Genomic DNA, 23514 nt, shown 5'->3' with positions numbered 1-23514 from the left:
GTGCCCTGGCTTCGACAAGCTCAGCCCTAACGGACTTTTCAAGCTCAAAGAGGCTGGATTAATAAAAACAGGCGCTAGCGCTTATCTATCAAGCGCTAGAAGCTCCTATTTTGGTAGCAAAAAGCGCGCGGCCTGCGCCACGGCCTCTGCATCGGCCTGCACAGCACCGGGTGGGCCACCCTTGCCCCACAGGGCACCGCCCCAGGGCATGGAGAGGAACTTGGCACACAGCTCGACCGAGTCAATCATCGGCTGGGCTTTGGCACGGTCGCCGCTGGTGGTGATGAGCTGCAGCGACTTGGCGGCCATTTGCTCCTTGAAGGGCAGGCCGGGCACGCGCATCCAGCCGCTCCAGTGGTCCAGATAGGTCTTGAGCGGCGACGGAATGCTGAACCAGTACACCGGCGACACGAACACGATGTGCGTAGCCGCCAGCGTGGCGTCGAGCAGGGTCTTCAGATCGCCCTCGGGCGCGGGGTAGGTGCCCACGGTGTGGCGCAGGTCCACAAACGGTGGCAGGTGCATGCGCGCCAGGTGGTGCCAGGTTTGCACCGTGCCTGCGGGCAGTGCAGCGGCGGCTTGCTGGGCCAGCCATTCGGTGTTGCCCAGGTGGCCGCTTTCGCGGGTGGAGGTGGTCAGAAAGAGATAGTGCGGGGAGTGCGGTGTGGTGTTCGGCATGCCGCCGATGGTAGCGGCGGCGGGGCCGTGATGCCGTGGTGAGCGGCATGGCCCGCAATGCGCCATGCCGTCCCTTGGGGCTCAGGCCGCTACGGTGCCGCGCACGGCGCGCGGTGCCTGCACACCCAGAAAACCAAAGTTCATCGCAGGCACTTCGCCGCTCACCAGCTCGGCCATGGCCTTGCCCGAGCCCGCGCCGTGCGTCCAGCCCAGCGTGCCGTGGCCTGCGTTCACCCATAGCTTGCCCACGCGGGTTTGGCCGATGAATGGAATGTTGGTGGGCGTGGCGGGGCGCAGGCCGGTCCAGTACTCGGGGTTGCCGCCTTCTTCGGGCGTGCGGGTGTCGCACACGCCGGGCAAAATTTCAGCAATGCGGCGCGACAGCATGTGGCAGCGGGCGCGGGCCACGGGGCTATCCAGGCTCAAATCAAAACCGCCCAGCTCGATGGTGCCGGCCACACGCAGAGTGTTGCCCAGGCGGCTCATGGCGATCTTCTTGCCGTCGTCGATGGTGGAGACCATGGGTGCGCCCTCGGGCTTGAGCAGCGGGAAGGTGGCGCTGTAGCCCTTGCCAGGGTAGATGGGCAAATCCACGCCCACGGTGCGCAGCAGCGGTGCACTGTACGAGCCGCAGGCCACCACAAAGGCATCGGCCTTGAGGATGAAGTCTTTTTGGCCGCCAGCGCCCGTGTTGCGAGCGATAACAGCTACAGAATCAATAGCGTCCCCGATCTTGTTCAGTTGCAGCACGTCGTGCCCGTAGAGGAACTGGGCGCCCCGCGCAGCGCAGCGGCGGGCCAGCTCTTGCGTGAACACGCGGGCGTCGCCGCTTTCGTCGGTGCTGGTGTAGGTGCCGCCGGTGATCTTGTCGCCATAGGCTTTAAAGGCGGGCTCGATTTGGAGCAACTCTTCGCGGCTGACCAGGCGGCGCTGCACGCCAAACTTGCGCATCAGGTCCACCGCGTGGCCTGCGGCGTCGAACGATTTTTGGTCGGTGTAGAAATGGGCGATGCCGCGTTCGAGCCGGTTGTATTCAATGCCGGTGCTGGCCACCAGGTCCTTGAGGGCCGCGTGGCTGTAGGCGCCCAGGGCCACGATCTGCTGCACGTTGCGCTCAAACGCCACGTCGTTGCACTGCGCGAGAAACTTCAGCCCCCAGCGCCACTGGTCCCAGTCGAGCTGCGGGCGAAACAGCAGTGGCGCCTCTTTGTCGAACATCCATTTGAGCGCCTTGAGCGGCGCTTCGCGGTTGGCCCACGGCTCGCAGTAGCTCACCGAGATCTGCGCCGCGTTGGCGAAGCTGGTTTCCAAGGCAGCGTCGGGCTGGCGATCGACGACGATCACTTCATGACCGCGTTCCAGCAGGTGCCACGCTGTGCTGATGCCGATGATGCCGGCGCCCAAAACAATGGTTTTCATGAGGGCGCAGTGTGCGCGACATTGCATTTGAGTAAAAGCAAAATTAAACTTACTCCAAAATCATCAGCATCGCTAATGTTTGGCGGTGCCATTTTTCTGTTGTTAACCTGGCCTCTTCGAACTTGAAATATCCGTTCAGGCTGAGCCTGTCGAAGCCTCGCACAGCGCTTCGACAAGCTCCGCGTGAACGGTGTATGGAATGTTCTGCGCAGGCCCTTGCGAGACCATGAGCACTTACGATCCCGCCGCCCTGGAATGCCTTGCCGCCATCGTGGAAGAGGGCGGTTTTGAACGCGCCGCACAGCGGCTGAATGTGACGCAATCGGCCGTCTCGCAGCGCCTGCGGGCGCTGGAGGCGCAGGTGGGCTCGGTGCTCATCGTGCGCAGCCGCCCGCTCAAGCCGACGTCTGCCGGGCAGTTGCTGCTCAAGCACACCAAGCAGCTGCGCCTGCTGCGCGCTGACCTGGAGCGCGACCTGCAGGAGCTGGCCCCCAGCGCCCCCGGCAGCACCCGCGAAGACGAGCGCATCTCCATCGCCATCAATGCCGACAGCATTGCCACCTGGGCCATGGGCGCGCTGCACGACCTGGTGCGCCAGCGCCTGCCGCTCGAAATCATTGCCGATGACCAGGACTTCACGCAGGAATGGCTGCGCTCGGGCCAGGTGCTGGGCTGCGTCACCACGCTCAAGCAGGCGCTGCGCGGCTGCAAGATGGTGCCGCTGGGCGCCATGCACTATGTGGCGGTGGCATCGGCCGAATTCGCCAACAAGCACCTGCCGCAGGGGCTCACGCCGCACAACTTCCGCGAGGTGTCCTTTTTGTCCTTCAACCGCAAGGACGACATGGCGGCCGAGTTTGTGGCCCGTGCGTTCGGCCTCAAGCGCGTGGCACTGAACCACCTGTTTGTGCCCAGCACCGAAGGCCAGATGCGCGCCGTGGCCGCAGGCTGGGGCGTGGGCGTGATGCCCGAGCTGTTGGCGCGTGGCCCCATTGCCGATGGCAGCCTGATCGACCTGGTGCCCGGGCGCTCGCTGCCGATTCAGCTGTATTGGCACTGCTGGAACCTGGAGTCTGAGCTGCTGGATGCGCTGACCGATGCCCTCAAGGCCACGGCCGCACGCACCTTGGTGGCCTGACCGGAGTACGTTTGGGGCATTCGGGCGGCCACACGGCGTGAACGCCGTAGTTGCAAAGCAACTTCTACAGTAGTTTTTTTACCGTAGTGGATAAGATGCGAACCATGTCTTCGCTGCCCACCAAAGTTTCGTTCAAAGAGCAGATGCACCTCGCCCGCGAGGAGGCCATCCTGCAATCGACTTGCCGCCTGCTGGGCGAGAAGGCCTACGACGCCATGACCATGGACGATGTGGCCAACGCCGTCGGCATCGCCAAGGCCAGCCTTTACAAGCACTTCAGCAGCAAAGAAGAGCTGTGCTGTGCCGCCATGGTGCAGATTCTGGAGAGAGTGCGCGCTTACCTTTCTGGCTTGCCAAGCGAGCTTGCACCCATTGAAAAGCTGCGGGCGCTGGTGCGCTGGTCGCTGGAGCGGCTCATCACCAACGAAATGCCGCTGCTGCCCAGCCGCAATTCCAGCCTGCGTGCGGTGCTCATGGCCAACAAGCAGTACCTCAATGGCCTGGTGAACGTGAGCGATCAGATTGGCGAATGGATCACCGAGGCCCAGGCGCAGGGCGTGATCGACCCCAAGCTGCCGCCCCTGGTGGTGCTGTACACCCTGTACGCGCGGGCGTGTGATCCGGTAGTGACCTTCTTGAAGGACGGCGGGCAGTATTCCGACGCCGAAATCGTCGAACTGGTGGTGCGCACCTGCTTCGATGGGCTGGCCGCGCGTTGAGCCGCCCATGAAAAAGCCCCGCTTGGGGCGGGGCTCGTGCAGTACCGTTGAGGGGCTGAGTGGAATCAGCGCACGATCAACAGCGGCACCTTGCAGTGGGCCAGCACCTGCGTGGTGACCGAGCCCACGACCAGCGTGGCCAGGGCGCCGTGACCGTGCGAGCCCATCACCAGCAAGTCGAATTTGCCGCTCTCTGCCACTTTGGCAATGGTCTCGCCCACCGCACCCACTTTGAACATGCACTTGGCTTGCACGCCATGGCGAGCGAGGAACTTGGCCACGGGGGCGGTGACTTTCTCGGCTTCTTCCGTGTGGTAGTTGTCCACCACTTCTTTACCCAACGCCGCGCGTGCGCGGGTGGGCAGCGGGGCCTGCACCGTCAGCACGGTGTAGCTGTGGCTTGCGCCCAGCAGGTCTTCGTGGGTGGCCAGGTAGGCCAGCATCTTCTTGGTGTAGGCGCTGCCGTCGACAGCCAGCAAAATGTTCATGGTGTGCTCCAGGTTGGTGTGCTCAGACTAATGCGCGCGAGCGGTTGTTGTCTTGACCTGGGTCATGTTTTTCGTCGTGCGCTGTGAAAGGCGGTTGAACAGGGGTGTTCAGGGGCCTGCGTCGATCATACGGTGACGCACATCTGGGGCTGGAAGGTGGCCTGTTCCCCCTTGCGGGCATAGCCCAGCGGGTTGGCCACCACGCGGCATTGCCAGGGCTGCCCGGTGGCGTCGTGCGTGCCGCGCACGGTGTAGTCGCTGGGCGCGTGCAGGTGGCCGTGCAGCCACAGCTGGGCGTGGGGCAGCAGCCCGTCCAGGGCGTTGCAAAAACCTGCAGTCCCGGGCACCAGCCCATAGCGCGGGTCCGCACTGCGCAGGCTGGGGGCAAAGTGGGTAACGGCCACGGTGGGGCCGTCAAATGGCGTGGACAGTGCAGAGCGCAGCCATTGCTGGCACACCAGGGCCTGCTCGCGCATGGGCTCGGCCAAAAAGGGCTCGCCATGCCGGGTGCCACCGGTCTTGCGCAGGTAGAAATTGGCGGCGCGGTAGGCCTTGTCGCGCAGGCGCAGTTGGCGGGCAAGGTCTTCGGTGCCTTCGTCCTCAGCCAGTGCGTCAAAGTCGCTCCACAGGGTGGTGCCCACAAAGCGCACGCCGCCGAGCACCAGGGTTTCGCGCTCCAGCCAGGCAATGCCCAGCCGCTCGCAAGTGCTGCGCAGGCGTTGGTGGGCTTCGTCAAAGTCTTGGGCGTCGTATTCGTGGTTGCCCGGCACAAACAGCACGGGGGTGGGCCAGGTGCCGCCTGCCGCCTGGGGGGCAAACCGGGCCAGGCCGAAGTCTTCGTCGCTGAGCTGTCCCCCTTGCTGGTACGAGCCGATGTCGCCAGCGAGCACCAGCAGGTCGGCGCCGGGTGCGGGCTCGGGAACAAAGTGGGGGTGCGCCTCCAGGTGCAGATCGGACAGGAGCTGAATCTTCATGCGGGCAGTGTAGATGCCCAAGGGGCGCCCGGGCTGGGTGCGCCTAGTCCGGGAACATGCTGCGGGCCGAGCGCGCCAGGGCGTTGAGCAGCCATTCCATGGCCTTCTCTTGCGGGCCGCGCCGCCGCCACAGTGCATCAACGTGCACAGCGGGCACGTTCAGGGGCAGGGGGCGTTGCACCAGCCGGTCGGCAATGCCGGTCACCGGCACAAAGTGCCGGGGCAGCACGGTGAGCAAGTCCGAGCCCACCACCACCCGGCCCGCTGTGAAGAACTGGTTGACCGTGATGAGCACATGCCGCTTGCGCCCCAACGAGGCCAGGGCTTCGTCGATGAACCCGTAGGGGCGCCCGGAAAAGCTCACCAGCATGTGTCGCGCTGCGCAATACGCATCGAGCGTCAACTCCCCGCTGGCCAGTGGGTGCCCTTGGCGCATCACGCACATGTATTCACCGTCGTACAGGCGCCGGCTGTCGTAGGCCACGGCGCCGCCCGATTGGGCGCGGGCCGTCAGATCCGCCAGGGCGGCGGGGAAGTAGCCCACGGCCATGTCGGCAGATTCTTCGTCCAGCAGGCGGCGTGGGTCGCGGGTGGTGAGGGGCAGCACGCGCACCGAGATGTCCGGGGCCTCGCGCTCGATGATTTGGACCAGCGCGGGGATCAGCGTGGCGGCGGTGGCATCGGCCATGGCCAGCACAAAGGTGGACGTGGCGGTGGACGGCTCGAAGGCGCCCGGGGCCAGGGACTCCTGCAGCAGGGCCAGTGCATCGCGCACGCTGGGCCACAGCGCCAGTGCGCGGGGCGTGGGCTCCACGCCCTGGCCGCTGCGCACCATCAGCTCGTCACCCACCACTTCACGCAAGCGCCGCATGGCGTTGCTGACGGCCGGTTGGGTGATGGAAAGCTTGTGCGCAGCCTTGGTCAGACTGCGCTCGGCCATCACCTCATCGAAGACACGCAGCAGATTCAAATCCAGTGATCGGAAGTTCACCAGCGATGCTTTGGGCGATGTCTTGGGTGAGGTCATGGCTCGATCATCATCAATGTGAATGTAAAGAATTCAAAATATAAATTTGAATAGATAAAGGGTAAACCCTAAGATTCATGCATTCGCCCGGCAATCTCGCCAAAAGCGTTTGAAAAGGGACTTCCAAAATGACCAATTTCGCACACGTCGACTACCCCACCGAACACCTTGGCGTGACCCGCGCCGAAAACGCAGCCGCCTCCATCAAGGACATGGCGTCGCGCTTTGACGGCACCCGCGGTGCTGCCTCTTTGCTGCTGGCCGCAGTGGTTTCCGCCCTGCTGGTCGTGGCCAACCAAGTGATCGACACTTGGAGCGAAGGCCACCTGCTGGCCGCCTGGATGGTGCTGTGGCTCGTGGCCTTTGCCGCCCTGGCCCTCTTGACCATGCCTGCCCGCCGCATGGCTGTGGCCCTGCGCGCCTCGGCCAAGGCCTGGGCTGAAAACCGCGCCCGCGCCGCTGAAGACGAGCGCACCTGGCAAGTTGCCCTGAAGGACCCCCGCATCATGGCCGAATTGAACCATGCCATGGGCGTGCCCACCGTGAGCGATATCCGTCGCTACTACTGAGCATCAAGTTACTCCAAGCTGCGGCAGGCCCTGGATAAGCACCGGGGTTGAGCCCAAGATTCAAGCCGTGGACGGTACAACGTCCACGGCTTTTTTCATGCACGCTCGCACGGCGAGGTGCCGGGCTGTTTGGTTGCATATGCGGTTGCCCGCAGATGCCCACAAAAAAGCCGCCCGGCACAAAGGCGGGGCGGCTGATTGAGGCCTGAGCCCAGCGCGCAAGTGCGCGCCAAATGGGCTCAGCCATGTGTCGGTCAGGCCGACAGGCGCTTTTCAATAGCGGCCTTGGTGTCCAGCAGGGCTTGGGGCAGGTGGTAGGCCAGTTGCTCAAAATGCGTGGTGTGCAGCTTGAGTTCTTCGGTCCACGCGGCCTTGTCAATGCTGGTGACGGTGTTGAATTGCTCAGGCGAGAACTCCAGGCCGGTCCAGTTGATTTCAGCGTACTGCGGGGCCACGCCAAACATGGTTTCCTCGCCTTGCGCCTTGCCTTCGATGCGGTCGATCATCCACTTCAGGACACGCATGTTCTCGCCATAACCAGGCCACACGAACTTGCCAGCCGCGTCCTTGCGGAACCAGTTGGTGGTGTAGATCTTGGGCTGCTTGCCACCGGCGGCGGTGATCTTGTCGCCCATGTTCAGCCAGTGCTGGAAGTAGTCGCTCATGTTGTAGCCGCAGAACGGCAGCATGGCGAATGGGTCGCGGCGCACCACGCCTTGCTGGCCAAAGGCAGCGGCAGTGGTCTCGGAGCCCATTGTGGCGGCCATGTAGACGCCTTCGGTCCAGCTGCGGGCTTCGGTCACCAGTGGCACGGTGGTGGAGCGGCGGCCGCCGAAGATGAACGCGTCGATGGTCACACCGGCTGGGTCGTCCCAGGCCGAGTCAAGGGCCGGGTTGTTGGTGGCGGCCACAGTGAAGCGGGCGTTGGGGTGGGCGGCCTTGGCGCCGGTTTCCTTGGCGATGGCGGGCGTCCAGTCCTTGCCCTGCCAGTCGATCAGGTGATCGGGCAGTTTGCCGGAGTCCTTGTCCATGCCTTCCCACCACACGTCGCCGTCGTCGGTCAGGGCCACGTTTGTGAAGATCACGTCCTTGTCCAGGCTGGCCATGCAGTTGGGGTTGGTGAGCGTGTTGGTGCCGGGGGCCACGCCGAAGTAACCCGCTTCAGGGTTGATGGCGCGCAGGCTGCCGTCGGCCTGGGGCTTGATCCAGGCGATGTCGTCGCCAATGGTGGTGACCTTCCAGCCTTCGAACGCTGTGGGTGGCACCAGCATCGAGAAGTTGGTCTTGCCGCAGGCGCTGGGGAAGGCTGCTGCCACGTGATACTTCTTGCCCTGGGGGTTGGTCACGCCCAGGATGAGCATGTGCTCGGCCAGCCAGCCTTGGCTCTTGCCCATGGTGGACGCAATGCGCAGGGCCAGGCACTTCTTGCCCAGCAAGGCGTTGCCGCCGTAGCCCGAGCCATACGACCAGATTTCGCGCGTTTCAGGGTAGTGAACGATGTACTTGACGGTGGGGTTGCAAGGCCAGCTGGTCTTGTCGGTTTCGCCTGCCGCCAGGGGGGCACCCACGGTGTGCATGCAAGGCACAAATTCGCCATCCACGCCCAGCACGTCGTACACCGCCTTGCCCATGCGGGTCATCAGGCGCTGGTTCACTGCCACGTAGGCGCTGTCGGTCAGTTCCACGCCGATGTGGGCAATGGGGCTGCCCAATGGGCCCATGCTGAAAGGCACCACGTACATGGTGCGGCCCTTCATGCAGCCGTCAAACAGGGGCTGCAGGGTGGCGCGCATTTGGGCAGGCTCCATCCAGTTGTTGGTGGGGCCTGCATCTTCCTTTTGGGCCGAGCAGATGTAGGTGCGGTCTTCCACGCGGGCCACGTCCGAGGGGTCAGAACAGGCCAGGAAGCTGTCGGGGCGCTTGGCGGGGTTGAGCTTCTTGAAGGTGCCCGCCTTGACCAGTTGCTCGCACAGGCGGTCGTACTCTTCCTTGGAGCCATCGCACCAGAAGATGCTGTCGGGCTTGCACAGAGCAGCCATATCGGCCACCCAGGCAAGCAGGCGTGGGTTCTTGACGTAAGCGGGGGCGTTGAGATTCAGGCCCTGCATGGTGGGTGCGTTCATCGGGAGCTTCCTAAGTTGAAAAACAGTTTTTTCAAAGGAAGCGAACCGTGCGGCTCACGACGACAAAGACCTGGCGCAATTGCGATGCTGAGCGCTGCCTTTGAAAAAACGGCTTGCGGCAAGCGTTGGCAAAGGGAGCGCTGGGCGGGCCACCCCTTGCACAGCGCGGTGCCTGTGCTCAGTCGGCGGGCGAAACAGGTGTGGCTACCCCCACGGTGTGGAGGCGTCTCCACGCATTCCGCGGGTCGGCTGGGATGACGATTTTATGAATCTGTCGCCGTTTTGTCTGTCAGACTCGGGTCAAATCCATGCAAAAATTGCATGGGGTTATGTGGTGATTATGGAGGCTGTGGGGCCTCAGCCTGGGCCATTCAGGGGGCTTTGCTGGCTGTCCAGCGCTCAAAACCGGCCTTGCGCAGCGCACAGGCGGGGCAGGTGCCGCAGCCGTAACCCCAGGCGTGCCGCTCACCACGCACGCCGTGGTAGCAGGTGTGCGATTGCTCCAGCACGATGTCCACCAGCGCGTCACCGCCCAGTGCATGGGCCATCTCCCAGGTGTCGGCCTTGTCGATCCACATCAGCGGCGTCTCAAAGGTGAAGCGTTGCCCCATGCCCAGCGAGGTGGCCACTTGCAGGGCCTTGAGCGTGTCGTCACGGCAATCGGGGTAGCCCGAAAAATCCGTCTCGCACATGCCCCCCACCAGCGTGTGCAGACCACGCCGGTAGCCCACGGCCGCTGCCAACTGGAAAAACAGCAGGTTGCGCCCCGGCACGAAGGTGTTGGGCAGGCCGGCCGCAGTCATCTGGATTTCGGTCTCGCTGGTCAGTGCTGTGTCGCTGATGCGGCCCAGCACGCCCAAGTCCAGCATGTGGTCGTCGCCCAGCTTGCCGCGCCATTGCGGGAACTGCGCGCGCATGGCCTCCAGAACGGCGTGGCGTGCCTGCAGCTCGATGTGGTGGCGCTGGCCATAGTCAAAGCCGATGGTCTCGACATGGGCAAAGTGGCTCAAGGCCCAGGCCAGGCAGGTGGTGGAGTCTTGGCCACCAGAAAACAAAACGAGTGCGTTGCCGCTGCGCATGGGTGGATTCCTTGCAAAAAATGGGTGAAGTCGGGGCCGTGGTCAAGGCGGGTCAGCGCGTGGCGCCAAACGAAAAAAAGCCCCGCAGTGCGGGGCTTTTGCTCTGGGGCGCAGGGGGCGCCTCAGGCCATTTTGACGGCAATAAAGGCCAACAGGAACATGATGACACCGCCCATGACGGGCAGCACCACGGGCATGACGGAGACCACGTTTTCCACGGGGTCAGGCGATGGCTCGGAAGTGGTGTGCGAGGGGCTGTGGTCCGACATGGTGATGGCTCCAGTGCTGAATGTTGGCGCGATTCTAGCGGTTCCCGTGCGTTTTCGTCTGCGGGTCTTTACGGGTCAGGCGCTCACATCAGGGCCGCTTCCATGCCCGCGGCCCGCAGTTGCTGCAGCACCTGCTCGACATGGCTTTTGCTGCGGGTTTGCAGCACCAGTTCAATGTCCACGTTTTGTGCGGCCAGCATGGTGAAGGCGCGCTGGTGGTGCACCTCTTCGATGTTGGCGCCCGCGTCGGCCACCGTGGCGGTGATGCGTGCCAGCACGCCGGGTATATCGCGTGCGCTGACTTGGATGCGTGCCAGGCGGCCCGAGCGCACCATGCCGCGCTCAATGATGGCGGCCAGCAGCAGCGGGTCGATGTTGCCGCCGCACAGCACCAGGCCCACGCGCTTGCCCTTGAAGCGCTCGGGGTAGCGCACCAGCGCGGCCAGGCCTGCAGCGCCAGCGCCTTCGACCAGCGTCTTTTCAATCTCCAGCAGCATCAGCACGGCCTGCTCGATATCGCCTTCGTCCACCAGCACCAGGTCGTCTACCAGGCGCTTGATGATCTCTTGTGTGATCTTGCCCGGTGTGCCCACGGCAATGCCCTCGGCAATGGTCGATGTGCCCTGCGGGTGGTGCGTGCCTTGAATGGCATTGACCATGGCTGGGAAGCGCTGGGTTTGCACGCCAATGATTTCGATACCGGGTTTGAGTGCCTTGGCCGCTGTGGCCACGCCCGAGATCAGGCCGCCACCGCCCACGGCAATCACCAGCGTGTCCAGGTCGGGCACGGCTTGCAGCATCTCCAGCCCCAGCGTGCCCTGGCCTGCGGCCACGCCCTCGTCGTCATAGGGGTGCACAAAGGTCAGCTGTTGCGTATCGGCCAGCGCATAGGCGTGTGCTCGGGCTTCCTCCAGTGTGTCGCCGTGCAGCACCACTTCGGCGCCAAAGCCTCGGGTGCGTTCCACCTTCACACCGGGGGTGAAGCGTGGCATCACGATCACCGCGCGCAGGCCCAGGCGCTGCGCGTGGTAGGCCACGCCCTGGGCATGGTTGCCCGCACTCATGGCCACCACGCCGCGTGCGCGCTCCTCATCGGTGAGCAGCGCCAGCCGGTTGCAGGCGCCGCGCTCCTTGAACGATGCGGTGAACTGCAGGTTCTCGAACTTGAGAAACACCTGCGCCCCGACGATGTGAGAAAGCGTCTTGGATTCAACGCAAGGGGTGTCCAGCACCTGGCCTTGTAGGCGGGTGGCGGCGTCACGGATGTCTTGGAGGGTCAGCATGGGCGCCATTGTGGCGCACCGGGGCTGGTGGTGTCACTTGGGCTGCGGTCCTCCGCCAGGCCACATCCGCTGCAGCACGCCGTCGCGCCGCACCCAGTGGTGGTACAGCGCTGCAGCCACATGCAGTGCGACGACGCCCCAGGCCACAAACTTGCCCAGGAAGTGGTGGACGGCATCCACCGGCGCTTCAAACTCATCCCAGGTGACGTGCAAGGACTCGCTGACCCATGCAAAGGCCGCAGTCTCGTTGAAGCCGGTCACGGTGAACAGGCCGAAGTCCGTGGGCGCGCCCGTGCCGATGTAGCCAGTCACAGGCATCACGATCAGCAGGCCATACAGCCCGATGTGGGCGGCATGCGCCAGTGCGTGCTCCCACGCCGGGCCTGTGGGCTGCGCAGGTTGCACAGCCCACAGGCGCCACAGCAGGCGGGGGACGACCACAAACCCCACCAGCAGGCCCAGCACCCAGTGAATGTTGAGCACGGGCAGGGACTCCGGCGAGGTGTCGTCCATGAACCAGATGACGTAGTACACGACCACGTATGCGCCGATGAAAGCGGCTGCGCTGGTCCAGTGAAAGAGCTGGGCGATGGCGCCGAAACGGTGGGTGGAGTTGTTCCACTGCATAAAGTCTTTGAATGGGTGGGCTGGGGTCAAGCGGTGGTGGTCAGGCACGAAGCCCGTTGAGCAGGCGGTCCAGCCCGTCCAGGGCTTGGGCCAGCTTGATGGAGGGATCGTCATCTGGCTCGGCGATCCAAAAGGAGGCTTCGGTGACAGCGCCGTACAGCATGCGAGCCGTCACGCCAGCGTGATGCCGCGCCACAGTGCCTTCTTCCATCAGCTGCTCCAAGGACGCTTCCAGTGCTGCAATGCCTACGGACTGGGCGGCCTGGGGCACATCCCCCAACACGGCCCTTGCGTCCTGCAGGATGATGCGGCGGATTTCGGGCTCCAGCGCCAGCTCCAGATAGGTGTGGCAGCGTTGGCAAAAACCGTCCCAAAGGGTCGGCGCGGCCTGCGATACCGCGTCCAGCTGGGTGCCCACCTCGGCTTCGATCTGCTCAATCACGGCCACCAGCAAGCCCTCCTTGCCGCCAAAGTGGTGGTACAGCGCCCCCCGTGTAAGGCCTGCTTCGCCCGTGAGGTCGTCCATGGAGGTGTGTGCGTAGCCCTGTGCGGCGAAGGCGTGGCGTGCCGTGGCCACCAGTTTGGCCCGGGTCTCTTCCATCATTTCCGCCCGTGTGCGGCGCTGCGACATGCGCTCCTCCTTTGACATACGCTACGTATGTTAATTGGCATACGCAACGTATGTCAATGTCTTGAGGCGCGTCACGCTGGGCTGCGGATTGCGTGGTTGCGTCATCGCCCGTTGCGCTTCATCAAACTACCTATAGTGTTTCGTGGGTATCGTTGACGCTATAGGTAGTGTTTTAAACCCTCGTTGGATTGTGAGAACCCATGGCGTCCACCCTCGTCACTTTGCCCCGCGAAGTTGTTTTGCGCAGCGGCCAGCGCGCTCCTTTTGATGCGGAGCGCATCCGCGCTGCGCTGGCCAGTGCGGGCCAGGCCTCGGGTGAATATGGCGCCGAAGAAGCCGCGTTGCTCACCGCGCAAGTCACCAAGGTGTTGATCCACCGCTTTCACGGCGAAGCCCCCACGGTGGAGCAGATCCAGGACGTGGCCGAGCAGACGCTCATCGCCGCCAACCACCTGGCCACGGCGCGCGCCTACATCGTCTACCGCGAGCAGCACGCCACGCTGCGCGCGGATAAGCAGACGCTGGTCGATGTGGAAAGCTCCATCAACGAATACCTCACGCGGGCCGACTGGCGCGTGAACGCCAACGCCAACCAGGGCTACTCGCTGGGCGGGCTGATCCTGAACGTGGCAGGGAAGGTCACGGCCAACTACTGGCTGTCGCACGTCTACACGCCCGAGATCGGCGAGGCGCACCGCAATGGCGATATCCACATCCATGACCTCGACATGCTCAGCGGCTACTGCGCGGGCTGGTCGCTGCGCACGCTGCTGCACGAGGGGCTCAACGGCGTGCCGGGCAAGGTGGAGGCAGGGCCGCCTAAGCACATGAGCTCGGCGGTGGGACAGATCGTGAACTTCCTGGGCACGCTGCAAAACGAGTGGGCCGGCGCGCAGGCGTTCTCGTCCTTCGACACCTACATGGCACCGTTTGTGCGCATCGATGCCATGGACTACGCCGCCGTGCGCCAGTGCATCCAGGAGCTGGTCTACAACCTCAACGTGCCCTCGCGCTGGGGCACGCAGACGCCGTTCACCAACCTCACCTTCGACTGGACCTGCCCCGAGGACCTGCGCGAGCAGGTGCCCGTGATCGCTGGCAAAGAGATGCCCTTCGCGTACGGTGACTTGCAGGTGGAGATGGACCTCATCAACCGCGCCTACATCGACGTGATGACCACGGGCGATGCCAAGGGTCGGGTGTTCACCTTCCCCATCCCCACCTACAACATCACCAAGGACTTCCCCTGGGAGAGCGAGAACGCGCAGCTGCTGTTCGACATGACGGCCAAGTACGGCCTGCCGTACTTCCAGAACTTCATCAACTCCGAGCTGGAACCCAACATGGTGCGCTCCATGTGCTGCCGCCTGCAACTCGATTTGCGCGAGCTCTTGAAGCGCGGCAACGGCCTGTTCGGCAGCGCCGAGCAGACCGGCAGCCTGGGGGTGGTCACCATCAATTGCGCACGCCTGGGCTATCAGCACGCGGGCGATGAAGCGGGCCTGCTCGCCGCGCTCGACCGCCTGATGGAGCTGGGCAAACAAAGCCTGGAGACCAAGCGCAAGCTCATCCAGCGCCTGATGGACCAGGGCCTGTTTCCCTACACCAAGCGCTACCTGGGCACCTTGCGCAACCACTTTTCCACGCTGGGCGTGAACGGCATCAACGAGATGGTGCGCAACTTCACACACGGCCGCGAAGACATCACCAGCGAAGGGGGCCATCGCCTGGCCCTGCGCCTGCTCGACCACGTGCGCGAGCGCATGACGCAGTTCCAGGAAGAAACCGGCCACCTCTACAACCTGGAGGCCACGCCCGCCGAAGGCACGACCTACCGCTTTGCCAAAGAAGACAAAAAGCGCTGGCCTGCCATCTTGCAGGCGGGCACGGCCGAGCAGCCGTACTACACCAACTCCTCGCAGCTGCCCGTGGGCTTCACGGACGATCCGTTCGAGGCCCTGATGCGGCAAGAGGCGCTGCAGTCCAAATACACCGGCGGCACCGTGCTGCACCTGTACATGGGCGAGCGCGTCTCCAGCGGTGCGGCCTGCCGCGAGCTGGTGAAACGGGCGCTGACGAACTTTCGCCTGCCCTACATCACCATCACGCCCACGTTCTCCATCTGCCCCACGCACGGCTACCTGGCGGGCGAACACCCGTTTTGCCCGCGCTGCGATGAAGAGCGGCTGGCCGCCAAGCGTGCGGCCCTGGCTGCCTGAAACGGTGTGGGGCAGTTTTGAATAAAAAGTGCCTCCAGCGCCCAATATAAAAGCGCGAGCAGCTATTAAATGCATAGCAAATTGAAGTGCAATGGCGATAGCTGCAGCACCCTATCGGCCCTGGGCCGATACCCCCGGGGCCACAGGCCACAACGGTGGCCCCTTTTTGTCCTTCCTCCCCTTTTTCGGAGATCCATCCCATGACCCATTTCTCATCCACCGAACACACTGCCGTGGCCAGCGCTGCCGTGCAACTGACCGATGCCGAGCGCCAGCCTTGCGAGGTGTGGACCCGCGTGATGGGCTACCACCGCCCGGTGGCCAGCTTCAACGTGGGCAAGCAGGGCGAACACCATGAGCGCCAGTTCTTCAACGAGTCGCGCTGCTGTGGCTGATGCGGCAGGCGCAGCCCCACTGGCCTGGCCAGGCGGGCTGCGCGTGGGCGGCCTCACGCCGCTCACCACCATCGACTTTCCAGGCCGTCTGGCGGCGGTGGTGTATTGCCAGGGCTGCCCCTGGCGCTGCGGCTATTGCCATAACCCTGAGCTGCTGGACGCCACGGTGCCCGCAGCCACCCCATGGCCCGAGGTGTTGGCCTTTTTGGGCAAGCGCCGGGGGTTGATCGATGGGGTGGTGTTTTCAGGCGGCGAGCCCACGCTGCAAGCGGGCCTGCCCGCCGCCCTGGCCGAGGTGCGCGCGATGGGCTTTGCCACGGCCCTGCACACCGGCGGCATGTACCCCGAACGCCTGGCCGCCGTGCTGCCCCTGCTTGATTGGGTGGGGCTCGACATCAAAGGACCCGAGCACCATTACGAGGCCATCACCGGCGTGCCCGGCAGCGGCGCGCGTGCCTGGCAGTCGCTGGCGCTGCTGCAGGCCCATGCGGTGGCTTTTGAATGCCGCACCACCTGGCACGAGGGCCTCTTCAGCCCACAAGAGCTGCAGACGCTGGGCGATACCCTGGCCGATGCCGGTGTGCGCCACTGGGCCGTGCAGGTCTGCCGAAAAGGGCCTGGCGTGCCCCTGGCTGCGGGTGCCGACATCGAGGCGCCGGTGGGAGCCAGAATCCCGCGCTTCGAGGTCCGGGGGGCCGAGAAAACCCTTGGTCGGTAAAAAAAATCGCGCCAAAAGGCCTAATTTTTTGCATCATGAAAATGCATTGCAAAAAATGGCAATTTCGACAGGCCGACGCAAGCAGAATCGGCGACCATCTGAGATGGCTTGCGCAAAACAGGGCCCAGGCATACGGTTCACCCCCGTGTGAATTCCGTTTTTGCGGCCCGATTTGTGTGAGTCTTATCTGAATTTGACCGTGGTCGCCGGGCGCAATCCCAGCCGGTGGCTTTTCCACTCCTGTTCCTTGAGACAAGTCATGAGTACCCAGCAACCCTCCATCATCTACACCTTGACAGACGAAGCGCCACGCTTGGCGACGGCGTCGTTCCTGCCCATCATCCGCAGCTTCGCGGCTCCGGCGGGCATCAACGTGACAGAGAGCGACATCTCTGTGGCGGCACGGGTGCTGGGTGAGTTTCCTGAGTTCCTGAAAGAAGAACAGCGCGCGCCCAACACGCTGGCCGAGCTGGGCAAGAAGACACTGCAGGCCGATGCCAACATCATCAAGCTGCCCAACATCAGCGCCTCGGTGGGCCAGCTGCAAGCCGCCATCAAGGAGCTGCAAGGCAAGGGCTACGCCTTGCCCGACTACCCTGAAGCCCCCAACACTGACGAAGAAAAGGCCATCCGCGCCCGCTACGCCAAGTGCATCGGCAGCGCCGTGAACCCTGTGCTGCGCGAAGGCAACTCGGACCGCCGCGCCCCCAAGGCCGTCAAGGAATACGCCCGCAAGAACCCCCACAGCATGGCCGAATGGAGCCAGGCATCGCAGTCGCACGTGTCGCACATGCACCATGGCGACTTCTATCACGGCGAAAAGTCCCTGACCCTGGACCGCGCCCGTGAAGTGAAGATGGAGCTGATCACCAAGAGCGGCAAGACCATCTTGCTCAAGCCCAAGGTCTCGCTGCTCGACCGCGAAATCATCGACAGCATGTTCATGAGCAAGAAGGCCTTGCTCGAGTTCTACGAAAAAGAAATTGAAGACGCACGCAAGACCGGCGTGATGTTCTCGCTGCACGTCAAGGCCACCATGATGAAGGTCTCGCACCCCATCGTGTTCGGCCACTGCGTCAAGATCTTCTACAAGGAAGCCTTTGAAAAACACGGCGCCCTGTTCAAGGAACTGGGCGTGAACGTGAACAACGGCATGGCCGACCTGTACGGCAAGATCGCCACGCTGCCCCAGTCCAAGCAAGACGAAATCAAGCGCGACCTGCACGCCTGCCACGAGCACCGTCCCGAGCTGGCCATGGTCGATTCCGCCAAGGGCATCACCAACTTCCACTCGCCCAACGACATCATCGTGGACGCCTCGATGCCCGCCATGATCCGCAACGGCGGCAAGATGTGGGATGCCAACGGCCGCCTCAAGGACGTGAAGGCCGTGATGCCCGAATCGACCTTCGCCCGCATCTACCAGGAAATCATCAATTTCTGCAAATGGCACGGCGCGTTCGATCCCAAGACCATGGGCACCGTGCCCAACGTGGGCCTGATGGCCCAGCAAGCCGAAGAGTACGGCTCGCACGACAAGACGTTTGAGATCACCGAAGACGGCGTGGCCAACATCACCGACCTGGCCACCGGCGAAGTGCTGCTGAGCCAGAACGTGGAAGCGGGCGACATCTGGCGCATGTGCCAGGTCAAGGACGCAGCCATCCGCGACTGGGTCAAGCTGGCCGTGAACCGCGCCCGCAACTCCGGCATGCCCGTGGTGTTCTGGCTCGACTCGTACCGCCCGCACGAAGCGCAGCTCATCACCAAGGTCAAGATGTACCTGCACGAGCACGACACCACCGGCCTCGATATCCAGATCATGAGCCAGGTGCGTGCGATGCGCTACACGCTCGAGCGCGTGATCCGTGGCCTGGACACCATCAGCGCCACCGGTAACATCCTGCGCGACTACCTGACCGACCTGTTCCCCATCATGGAACTGGGCACCTCGGCCAAGATGCTGTCCATCGTGCCTTTGATGGCCGGCGGCGGCATGTACGAAACCGGCGCGGGCGGCTCGGCCCCCAAGCATGTGCAGCAACTGGTGGAAGAAAACCACCTGCGCTGGGATTCGCTGGGCGAGTTCCTGGCCCTGGCCGTGTCGCTGGAAGACCTGGGCCTGAAGACCGGCAACGCCAAGGCCAAAGTGCTGTCCAAAACGCTGGATGCCGCTACTGGCAAGCTGCTGGACAACAACAAAAACCCCAGCCCCAAGACCGGCCAGCTCGACAACCGTGGCAGCCAGTTCTACCTGGCCCTGTACTGGGCCCAGGCCCTGGCCGCGCAGACCGACGACGCCGACCTGGCCAAGCTGTTTGCCCCTCTGGCCAAGCAACTGACCGACAACGAGCAAAAGATCGTGGACGAGCTCAACGCCGTGCAAGGCAAGCCCGTGGACATCGGTGGTTACTACCTGCCTGATGTGGCCAAGCTGGACGCCATCATGCGTCCTAGCCAGACGTTCAACGATGCGTTGAAGGCGGCGCTGGCGTAATCTCGCCCATGTGCCACCGCCCTGGCGCCGTGCCAGGGCAAAAAAAAGAGACTGCCGATGGCAGTCTCTTTTTCATTGGCTGATCAAGTCTTTGGATCGAATGCAAGCTTTGAACAGACTTCAGCGCAGGTTCACGGTGCCAGCCCTTGGGTGGCTAAAAGCTCCAACGCTTGCCCCAATGCGGCAGGTGATGCAGCCTGGCTTTCTGTGCCCTCACCGCTTTCCTCGCTTTTTATGGTCAGTCCGGTACCTACACCCCGTGGGTCGGTGAGACGCCGCACCACCAAAAGTTGCTGGCTGCTGGAGTTGGCTGCGGATGAGTAGCCTTCGCCCTCGTTCACGCTGTACTGCAGTACGTACCCTCGCTGCAATGCTCCGCTGCTATTTATCCATACGCATACGACATTGCCTGCGAGGGTGCCGCGGATTTGGTGCTCACAGCCAAATAGGTTGTTGGCGCTGGCCATCAGACCATTGCCATTGGCTGTAGCAGCCTGCGCCTGGGTCAAGTCGACCACATCCGTGGACACAACGCCGCTGCCAATGGAGTTGAATACCCACAAGCCCCGCAGGCTAGAGGCTTGAGCGGGGTAACCAAACTGAAAGCGTGAAATGGCTTTTTCCGTTTCATTGGGAAACTGCACAAAACCCGTGGTGCCAGAGGTGAAGCGGATGGTCATGTTGCCAGCGCTGCCTGCCTCCACTCCAGAGCGGGCATTGCTGCCGAAGAACCGTCCGCCGGTGTAGCGCACCAGGGGGGCCGTCGCGGCGTTGTTCACCACCTTGCCTACAGCCAAGTAGAACGTAGGCTGGCTATTGGCCTCGTACGCATACATCTGCATCAGCAGTGTGTCGTTCTGTACATCCATCGCCAAGCCACGCCCCGGCTTGCCATCCACCTCTGAAGTCACCACCCAAGTCCCTGCCTGAGGCATGAACGCATAGGACATACCGGCGCTGCACAGCAGTGCTGCGGTCATCAATTTCTTCTTCCACATGTGCAAAGCTCTCCCTCAAAACGGTTGGAATGAATGTTTACAAAACTTCACACCTTACCCGTTTTTGCACACATCCGTGAGAAATTGTTAACCGATCGATGCTGTGTCTCAACTCGCCTCTGATTGGCCTTGCTTCGTTCAATCACTTCGCCGTTGTACACAGGCTCCATGCAAGGCTTTGAGCAGATTCTTAGCTGCCAGCGCACACCCGCAGCACCTCTGCCCCATACGCCTCCAGCTTTTTGGCACCCATGCCGCTGATGCCCTGCAGGTCCTCCAGTGTGGTGGGGCTGCGCTCTGCAATGGCTGCCAGCGTGGCGTCGTGGAAGATGACGTAAGCGGGCAGGTTGTGCTCGCGGGCCACCTCGGCGCGCCAGGCTTTGAGGTTGATGAAGCGCACCTGCGCATCCGGCCCCAGGTTAGCGGCGGCAGCCGGGGGGGCGCTGGCCTTGCGCGTGCGTTTGGCGGGGGCGGAGGACACCGATTCGCGCAGCTGCACCGGCACCTCGCCCTTGAGCACCGCGCGTGAGCCTTCGGTGAGGCACAGCGTGTCAAAGCTGTGGCCGCTGTCCAGCATCACCTTTTGCAAGCCCACCGCACCGGTGGCGATGAGCTGGCGCAGCACGCCGCGCAGCTGCGGCTCGGTCAGGTCGGCGCCAATGCCGAAGGTGGAAATCTTCTCGTGCCCAAACTGCGCGACCTTCTCGGTCTTCTTGCCGCGCAGGATGTCCATGATGTGGCCAGTGCCAAAGCTGATGCCGCTGGCCTGGTGCACGCGATAGATGGTGGACAGCAGCTTGCGGGCAGCGTCCGTGGCATCCCACACGGCGGGTGGGTTCAGGCAGTTGTCGCAATTGCCACAGGGCGTGGACTCCTCTCCAAAGTAGGCCAGCAGCCGCACGCGGCGGCAGTCGGTGGCCTCGGCCAGGGCCAGCAGGGCATCGAGTTTGCCGCGCAGTGCCTGTTTGAACTCCTCGCCCGCCGGGCTCTCGTCGATCATGCGGCGCTGGTTCACCACGTCTTGCAGGCCATAGGCCATCCAGGCATCGGCGTTCAACCCATCGCGGCCAGCGCGGCCTGTCTCCTGGTAGTAGCCCTCGATGTTCTTGGGCATGTCCACATGCCCCACAAAGCGCACATCGGGCTTGTCGATGCCCATGCCAAACGCAATGGTGGCCACCATCACCACGCCTTCCTCGCGCAAAAAGCGGTCTTGGTGCCGCTGGCGCACCTTGGCGTCCAGGCCTGCGTGGTAGGGCAGGGCGTTGATGCCCGCGTCGCTCAGCGTGGCGGCCAGCTCCTCCACCCGCTTGCGCGACTGGCAGTACACCACGCCCGCATCCCCGGCGTGCTCGCGTTCGATAAAGCGCAGCAGTTGCGTGGTAGCGTCTTTCTTCTCGACGATGGTGTAACGGATGTTGGGCCGGTCAAAGCTGCTGATGAACAGGCGCGCGTCCTGCAGTTGCAGCCGCTCGATGATGTCTTCGCGCGTGAGGGCATCGGCCGTGGCCGTCAGGGCAATGCGCGGCACCTGCGGATAGCGCTCGTGCAGCAGCGACAGTGCCCGGTATTCAGGCCGGAAGTCGTGCCCCCATTGGCTCACGCAATGCGCTTCGTCAATCGCAAACAGCGACAGGTGCCCGCCTTGGTAAAGGTTGTCGAGCAAACCCAGAAAACGCGGTGTATTGAGCCGCTCGGGCGCGGCATACAGCAGCGTGATGTCGCCGGTTTGCAGGCGCAGCTCAATGTCTTGCGTCTCGTCGTAGCTCAGCGTGGAGTTGAGAAACGCCGCGCTCACCCCCGCCTCGTGCAGCGCCCCCACCTGGTCGTGCATCAGCGCAATCAGCGGCGACACCACAATCGCCACCCCACGCCCCTGCTGCTGGCGCACGATGGCGGGCACCTGGTAGCACAGGCTTTTGCCTCCCCCGGTGGGCATCAGCACCAGCGCATCGCTGCCGCCAATCACATGCTCAACGATGGCCTGCTGGGGGCCTCGGAACTGTTCGTAACCGAAGACGCTTTGTAGTACGGACTGTGCGGGGGACAAACTCAAAGACTCTCTGTGTGATAGCAGCGAATGGTGCAGTCAAGATGCTTGGGCGAGCTTGGCATCCGCATCTACTGCTGCTGCTTTGCGCGATGGCTTGTGAAAGCAAGTGCTTATTGTGCGCTCGGTTCCGGACCTACCTGTCGGATCGGGCCATGGCCAAGAGTTGGTTGAGGCCGGGCCTGGAGTGTGGGCTCAGGTGATCGGTTTTGGCCGGTACACCGATGCTATCGGTGGCTGATGTTTCAGAGCGAATGCTGGGAGAACACCCATGTCTCCGCACTTTTTCTTGGCACAGAGACATCGCGGCTTGCGCCATTGCATCATTTGGCGCGCCGCGATATGAAGAACTCTGTCGCCACCCCGTGCAGGGGCGCGGGGGGCGACACACAGGGCAAGATTATTTTGCGAGTGCCTTGGATTGCCGCAAGGCCACCGTGAGTTTCTTCAGCGCGTCCTCGCTGGCCCGGACTGCCGCCAAAGAGAAGTTGGCTTTGAACTCTGCAAACTCAGCTTTGCCGACACCTTCCACCCGGACCGTGTCCAGGGTCTTGCCTTGATTGTCTTTCAGCTGGCAGTTGAGTACGACGGTGAAAGACGTAGGCGGCCAGGTAAACGCACTTTCGGAAGATGAGTTGGTTGTGATTTCTGGCGTGATGAGCAGTTGGATTCCGCTGGTCTGTACTTCAGCGAGATCCCCAGGGTTTTTGATCTTGGTTACATCCCGGAAAACGGTGCCCAATGCCTTGTACAAACCGGGCTCAATATCGCGGTAAGGGAAGTAGCGCACCTTGTCGCCGCCACCGCCTGGTGTTGTTACTTCGAGCGTTTGGGATGCCGCAGAGATGTGGTAACCCACCTTCTTTGCAAGCAGGTTTTGGTCTGGTGTTGCTTTAACCGCTTCCAGATTGGGCGCCATAGAGATGGGATGGGCACAGCCTCCCAAAATGAGCGTCAATGCGAGGCCACAGGCGAGAAAAATAGATCTTTGGGACATGGCAAATTCTTAGCGTTGTTTCAGTGCACGGATGAAATCTGGATCGGCAAACAGCTCGGCCAAAAGCTGCTGGACCATCAGGGGGTAATTGTTTGCAGCTTGTGGAATAGCGACAGCTCCTGCGAAGGCACCGTCCCACTGCCGTGTGATCTTCTTGACCTTGTCGTAGCGCAACTCAGATCCGTTCTTCACAACAAACTGGGCTTCCAAGACGCCATCATTGGTTTTGATGCCACCTGCGTTAATGTTGTTTTGCAGCAGTCTGCCCGAGACCTCGAGAGGCGATGCTGGCGCATGCAGCTTGGCCATCTCCAGCTCTGCGCGCAAAGCGGCGGCCAAGTAGTCACCATAGTTTTTGCCGACAGGAGACACCAGAGATGCTGCGCGCAACCCAATGGCGTCTGCGTTTTGCATACCTGCTTTGGTGTCAAAAACCCCTACCTTGGCGGCAGAAACGTCTGCTTTCTTCAGTTTTTCAACGTTGTCAATTGATGGCGCGTAGTTGGGCGCAGGGCCAGCGCAACCGACCAAAAAAATGCATGTAAGTGCGGCCAATGGCAGTGCCATGGACATCGAGCGTTTGGACTGCATGTAGCGGTTCCCCCTCTTTCGTGTC

At 62.9% G+C, this 23514-nt stretch carries 22 protein-coding genes; 7 read left to right on the top strand and 15 right to left on the bottom strand.

The features are described 5' to 3' along the window. Positions 1–105 precede the first annotated feature (105 nt). A complete protein-coding gene (locus EAG14_RS21215; RefSeq protein WP_121730056.1) occupies positions 106–678 on the bottom strand; it encodes an NAD(P)H-dependent oxidoreductase in 573 nt (190 codons plus the stop codon). Between the two features lie 81 nt (positions 679–759). Then, positions 760–2097, bottom strand: a complete 1338-nt coding sequence (locus EAG14_RS21210) for a D-amino acid dehydrogenase (protein ID WP_121730055.1) — start codon at positions 2095–2097, stop codon at positions 760–762. 226 nt (positions 2098–2323) lie between these two features. Here EAG14_RS21210 and EAG14_RS21205 point away from each other — a divergent pair, with 226 nt between their 5' ends. Then, entirely contained in the window at positions 2324–3235 is a 912-nt protein-coding gene (locus EAG14_RS21205) for a LysR family transcriptional regulator ArgP (RefSeq protein WP_099657398.1), read from the top strand. Positions 3236–3339: 104 nt separating this feature from the next. After that, on the top strand, positions 3340–3954 hold the full coding sequence (locus tag EAG14_RS21200) for a TetR/AcrR family transcriptional regulator (protein WP_233195101.1): 615 nt from the start codon (positions 3340–3342) through the stop codon (positions 3952–3954). Positions 3955–4019: 65 nt separating this feature from the next. Here EAG14_RS21200 and EAG14_RS21195 read toward each other — a convergent pair whose 3' ends face one another. The 3 genes from EAG14_RS21195 to EAG14_RS21185 all read right to left on the bottom strand — a co-directional run bounded on the left by EAG14_RS21195 (position 4020) and on the right by EAG14_RS21185 (position 6443). Continuing rightward, entirely contained in the window at positions 4020–4442 is a 423-nt protein-coding gene (locus EAG14_RS21195; protein WP_099657400.1) for a universal stress protein, read from the bottom strand. A 125-nt stretch (positions 4443–4567) separates the two neighbouring features. Further along, positions 4568–5416 carry a metallophosphoesterase gene (locus tag EAG14_RS21190; RefSeq protein ID WP_121730593.1) on the bottom strand — a complete coding sequence of 283 codons (849 nt, stop codon included), beginning with the start codon at positions 5414–5416 and terminating at the stop codon, positions 4568–4570. 43 nt (positions 5417–5459) lie between these two features. Next, the gene (locus tag EAG14_RS21185; protein ID WP_121730054.1) at positions 5460–6443 is read right to left on the bottom strand and encodes a LysR family transcriptional regulator; all 984 of its coding nucleotides are present in this window, start codon (positions 6441–6443) and stop codon (positions 5460–5462) included. A 128-nt stretch (positions 6444–6571) separates the two neighbouring features. Between EAG14_RS21185 and EAG14_RS21180 the strand changes: the two genes are divergently transcribed. Beyond that, on the top strand, positions 6572–7012 hold the full coding sequence (locus EAG14_RS21180; protein ID WP_121730053.1) for a hypothetical protein: 441 nt from the start codon (positions 6572–6574) through the stop codon (positions 7010–7012). 254 nt (positions 7013–7266) lie between these two features. Here EAG14_RS21180 and EAG14_RS21175 read toward each other — a convergent pair whose 3' ends face one another. The 6 genes from EAG14_RS21175 to EAG14_RS21155 form a co-directional block, all read right to left on the bottom strand. Next, positions 7267–9135 carry a phosphoenolpyruvate carboxykinase (GTP) gene (locus EAG14_RS21175; protein WP_121730052.1) on the bottom strand — a complete coding sequence of 623 codons (1869 nt, stop codon included), beginning with the start codon at positions 9133–9135 and terminating at the stop codon, positions 7267–7269. Between the two features lie 371 nt (positions 9136–9506). Beyond that, a complete protein-coding gene (gene queC, locus EAG14_RS21170) occupies positions 9507–10214 on the bottom strand; it encodes a 7-cyano-7-deazaguanine synthase QueC (RefSeq protein ID WP_099657404.1) in 708 nt (235 codons plus the stop codon). A gap of 122 nt (positions 10215–10336) precedes the next feature. Continuing rightward, the gene (locus EAG14_RS22990; RefSeq protein ID WP_162996057.1) at positions 10337–10483 is read right to left on the bottom strand and encodes a hypothetical protein; all 147 of its coding nucleotides are present in this window, start codon (positions 10481–10483) and stop codon (positions 10337–10339) included. A gap of 83 nt (positions 10484–10566) precedes the next feature. Continuing rightward, a complete protein-coding gene (locus tag EAG14_RS21165) occupies positions 10567–11766 on the bottom strand; it encodes a threonine ammonia-lyase (RefSeq protein WP_121730592.1) in 1200 nt (399 codons plus the stop codon). Between the two features lie 33 nt (positions 11767–11799). After that, on the bottom strand, positions 11800–12423 hold the full coding sequence (locus EAG14_RS21160) for a cytochrome b (RefSeq protein ID WP_240456870.1): 624 nt from the start codon (positions 12421–12423) through the stop codon (positions 11800–11802). Between the two features lie 10 nt (positions 12424–12433). Next, positions 12434–13024 carry a TetR/AcrR family transcriptional regulator gene (locus tag EAG14_RS21155; RefSeq protein WP_121730050.1) on the bottom strand — a complete coding sequence of 197 codons (591 nt, stop codon included), beginning with the start codon at positions 13022–13024 and terminating at the stop codon, positions 12434–12436. A gap of 200 nt (positions 13025–13224) precedes the next feature. Here EAG14_RS21155 and EAG14_RS21150 point away from each other — a divergent pair, with 200 nt between their 5' ends. The 4 genes from EAG14_RS21150 to EAG14_RS21135 all read left to right on the top strand — a co-directional run bounded on the left by EAG14_RS21150 (position 13225) and on the right by EAG14_RS21135 (position 18853). Continuing rightward, positions 13225–15243 (top strand): ribonucleoside triphosphate reductase, encoded by a 2019-nt coding sequence (locus EAG14_RS21150; protein WP_121730049.1) that lies wholly within the window; start codon positions 13225–13227, stop codon positions 15241–15243. A gap of 200 nt (positions 15244–15443) precedes the next feature. Continuing rightward, positions 15444–15638, top strand: coding sequence for an anaerobic ribonucleoside-triphosphate reductase (nrdD, locus tag EAG14_RS21145; protein ID WP_099657406.1), 195 nt, complete (start codon positions 15444–15446; stop codon positions 15636–15638). Beyond that, entirely contained in the window at positions 15598–16356 is a 759-nt protein-coding gene (locus EAG14_RS21140; RefSeq protein ID WP_121730048.1) for an anaerobic ribonucleoside-triphosphate reductase activating protein, read from the top strand. Before nrdD ends, EAG14_RS21140 begins: the two co-directional genes overlap by 41 nt. A 259-nt stretch (positions 16357–16615) precedes the next feature. Beyond that, on the top strand, positions 16616–18853 hold the full coding sequence (locus EAG14_RS21135) for an NADP-dependent isocitrate dehydrogenase (RefSeq protein WP_121730047.1): 2238 nt from the start codon (positions 16616–16618) through the stop codon (positions 18851–18853). A 131-nt stretch (positions 18854–18984) separates the two neighbouring features. On the opposite strand, the gene EAG14_RS21130 is transcribed toward EAG14_RS21135, so the two are convergent. The 4 genes from EAG14_RS21130 to EAG14_RS21115 all read right to left on the bottom strand — a co-directional run bounded on the left by EAG14_RS21130 (position 18985) and on the right by EAG14_RS21115 (position 23489). Beyond that, complete coding sequence (locus tag EAG14_RS21130; RefSeq protein ID WP_121730046.1) at positions 18985–19851, bottom strand: hypothetical protein; 867 nt, start codon at positions 19849–19851, stop codon at positions 18985–18987. 190 nt (positions 19852–20041) lie between these two features. Further along, on the bottom strand, positions 20042–21901 hold the full coding sequence (recQ, locus tag EAG14_RS21125) for a DNA helicase RecQ (protein WP_121730045.1): 1860 nt from the start codon (positions 21899–21901) through the stop codon (positions 20042–20044). Between the two features lie 400 nt (positions 21902–22301). Next, positions 22302–22898 (bottom strand): hypothetical protein, encoded by a 597-nt coding sequence (locus EAG14_RS21120; RefSeq protein WP_143226024.1) that lies wholly within the window; start codon positions 22896–22898, stop codon positions 22302–22304. Between the two features lie 9 nt (positions 22899–22907). Continuing rightward, complete coding sequence (locus EAG14_RS21115; protein WP_233205499.1) at positions 22908–23489, bottom strand: hypothetical protein; 582 nt, start codon at positions 23487–23489, stop codon at positions 22908–22910. Between the last annotated feature and the right edge of the window lie 25 nt (positions 23490–23514).

This window comes from Acidovorax sp. 1608163, assembly GCF_003669015.1.
Classification (GTDB): domain Bacteria; phylum Pseudomonadota; class Gammaproteobacteria; order Burkholderiales; family Burkholderiaceae_C; genus Acidovorax.
This window is presented reverse-complemented; position numbering and strand designations above follow the sequence as displayed.

What these genes read in the sequence shown, in the direction of transcription:
- EAG14_RS21205 (WP_099657398.1), top strand. Translation starts at nt 2,324, where the DNA reads ATGAGCACTTACGATCCCGCCGCCCTGGAATGCCTTGCCGCCATCGTG.
- queC (WP_099657404.1), bottom strand. Translation starts at nt 10,214, where the DNA reads ATGCGCAGCGGCAACGCACTCGTTTTGTTTTCTGGTGGCCAAGACTCC.
- EAG14_RS21185 (WP_121730054.1), bottom strand. Translation starts at nt 6,443, where the DNA reads ATGACCTCACCCAAGACATCGCCCAAAGCATCGCTGGTGAACTTCCGA.
- EAG14_RS21210 (WP_121730055.1), bottom strand. Translation starts at nt 2,097, where the DNA reads ATGAAAACCATTGTTTTGGGCGCCGGCATCATCGGCATCAGCACAGCG.
- EAG14_RS21175 (WP_121730052.1), bottom strand. Translation starts at nt 9,135, where the DNA reads ATGAACGCACCCACCATGCAGGGCCTGAATCTCAACGCCCCCGCTTAC.
- nrdD (WP_099657406.1), top strand. Translation starts at nt 15,444, where the DNA reads ATGACCCATTTCTCATCCACCGAACACACTGCCGTGGCCAGCGCTGCC.
- EAG14_RS21150 (WP_121730049.1), top strand. Translation starts at nt 13,225, where the DNA reads ATGGCGTCCACCCTCGTCACTTTGCCCCGCGAAGTTGTTTTGCGCAGC.
- EAG14_RS21180 (WP_121730053.1), top strand. Translation starts at nt 6,572, where the DNA reads ATGACCAATTTCGCACACGTCGACTACCCCACCGAACACCTTGGCGTG.
- EAG14_RS21135 (WP_121730047.1), top strand. Translation starts at nt 16,616, where the DNA reads ATGAGTACCCAGCAACCCTCCATCATCTACACCTTGACAGACGAAGCG.
- EAG14_RS21120 (WP_143226024.1), bottom strand. Translation starts at nt 22,898, where the DNA reads ATGTCCCAAAGATCTATTTTTCTCGCCTGTGGCCTCGCATTGACGCTC.
- EAG14_RS21190 (WP_121730593.1), bottom strand. Translation starts at nt 5,416, where the DNA reads ATGAAGATTCAGCTCCTGTCCGATCTGCACCTGGAGGCGCACCCCCAC.
- EAG14_RS21215 (WP_121730056.1), bottom strand. Translation starts at nt 678, where the DNA reads ATGCCGAACACCACACCGCACTCCCCGCACTATCTCTTTCTGACCACC.
- EAG14_RS22990 (WP_162996057.1), bottom strand. Translation starts at nt 10,483, where the DNA reads ATGTCGGACCACAGCCCCTCGCACACCACTTCCGAGCCATCGCCTGAC.
- EAG14_RS21155 (WP_121730050.1), bottom strand. Translation starts at nt 13,024, where the DNA reads ATGTCGCAGCGCCGCACACGGGCGGAAATGATGGAAGAGACCCGGGCC.
- EAG14_RS21140 (WP_121730048.1), top strand. Translation starts at nt 15,598, where the DNA reads ATGAGCGCCAGTTCTTCAACGAGTCGCGCTGCTGTGGCTGATGCGGCA.
- EAG14_RS21165 (WP_121730592.1), bottom strand. Translation starts at nt 11,766, where the DNA reads ATGCTGACCCTCCAAGACATCCGTGACGCCGCCACCCGCCTACAAGGC.
- EAG14_RS21200 (WP_233195101.1), top strand. Translation starts at nt 3,340, where the DNA reads ATGTCTTCGCTGCCCACCAAAGTTTCGTTCAAAGAGCAGATGCACCTC.
- EAG14_RS21115 (WP_233205499.1), bottom strand. Translation starts at nt 23,489, where the DNA reads ATGCAGTCCAAACGCTCGATGTCCATGGCACTGCCATTGGCCGCACTT.
- EAG14_RS21130 (WP_121730046.1), bottom strand. Translation starts at nt 19,851, where the DNA reads ATGTGGAAGAAGAAATTGATGACCGCAGCACTGCTGTGCAGCGCCGGT.
- EAG14_RS21195 (WP_099657400.1), bottom strand. Translation starts at nt 4,442, where the DNA reads ATGAACATTTTGCTGGCTGTCGACGGCAGCGCCTACACCAAGAAGATG.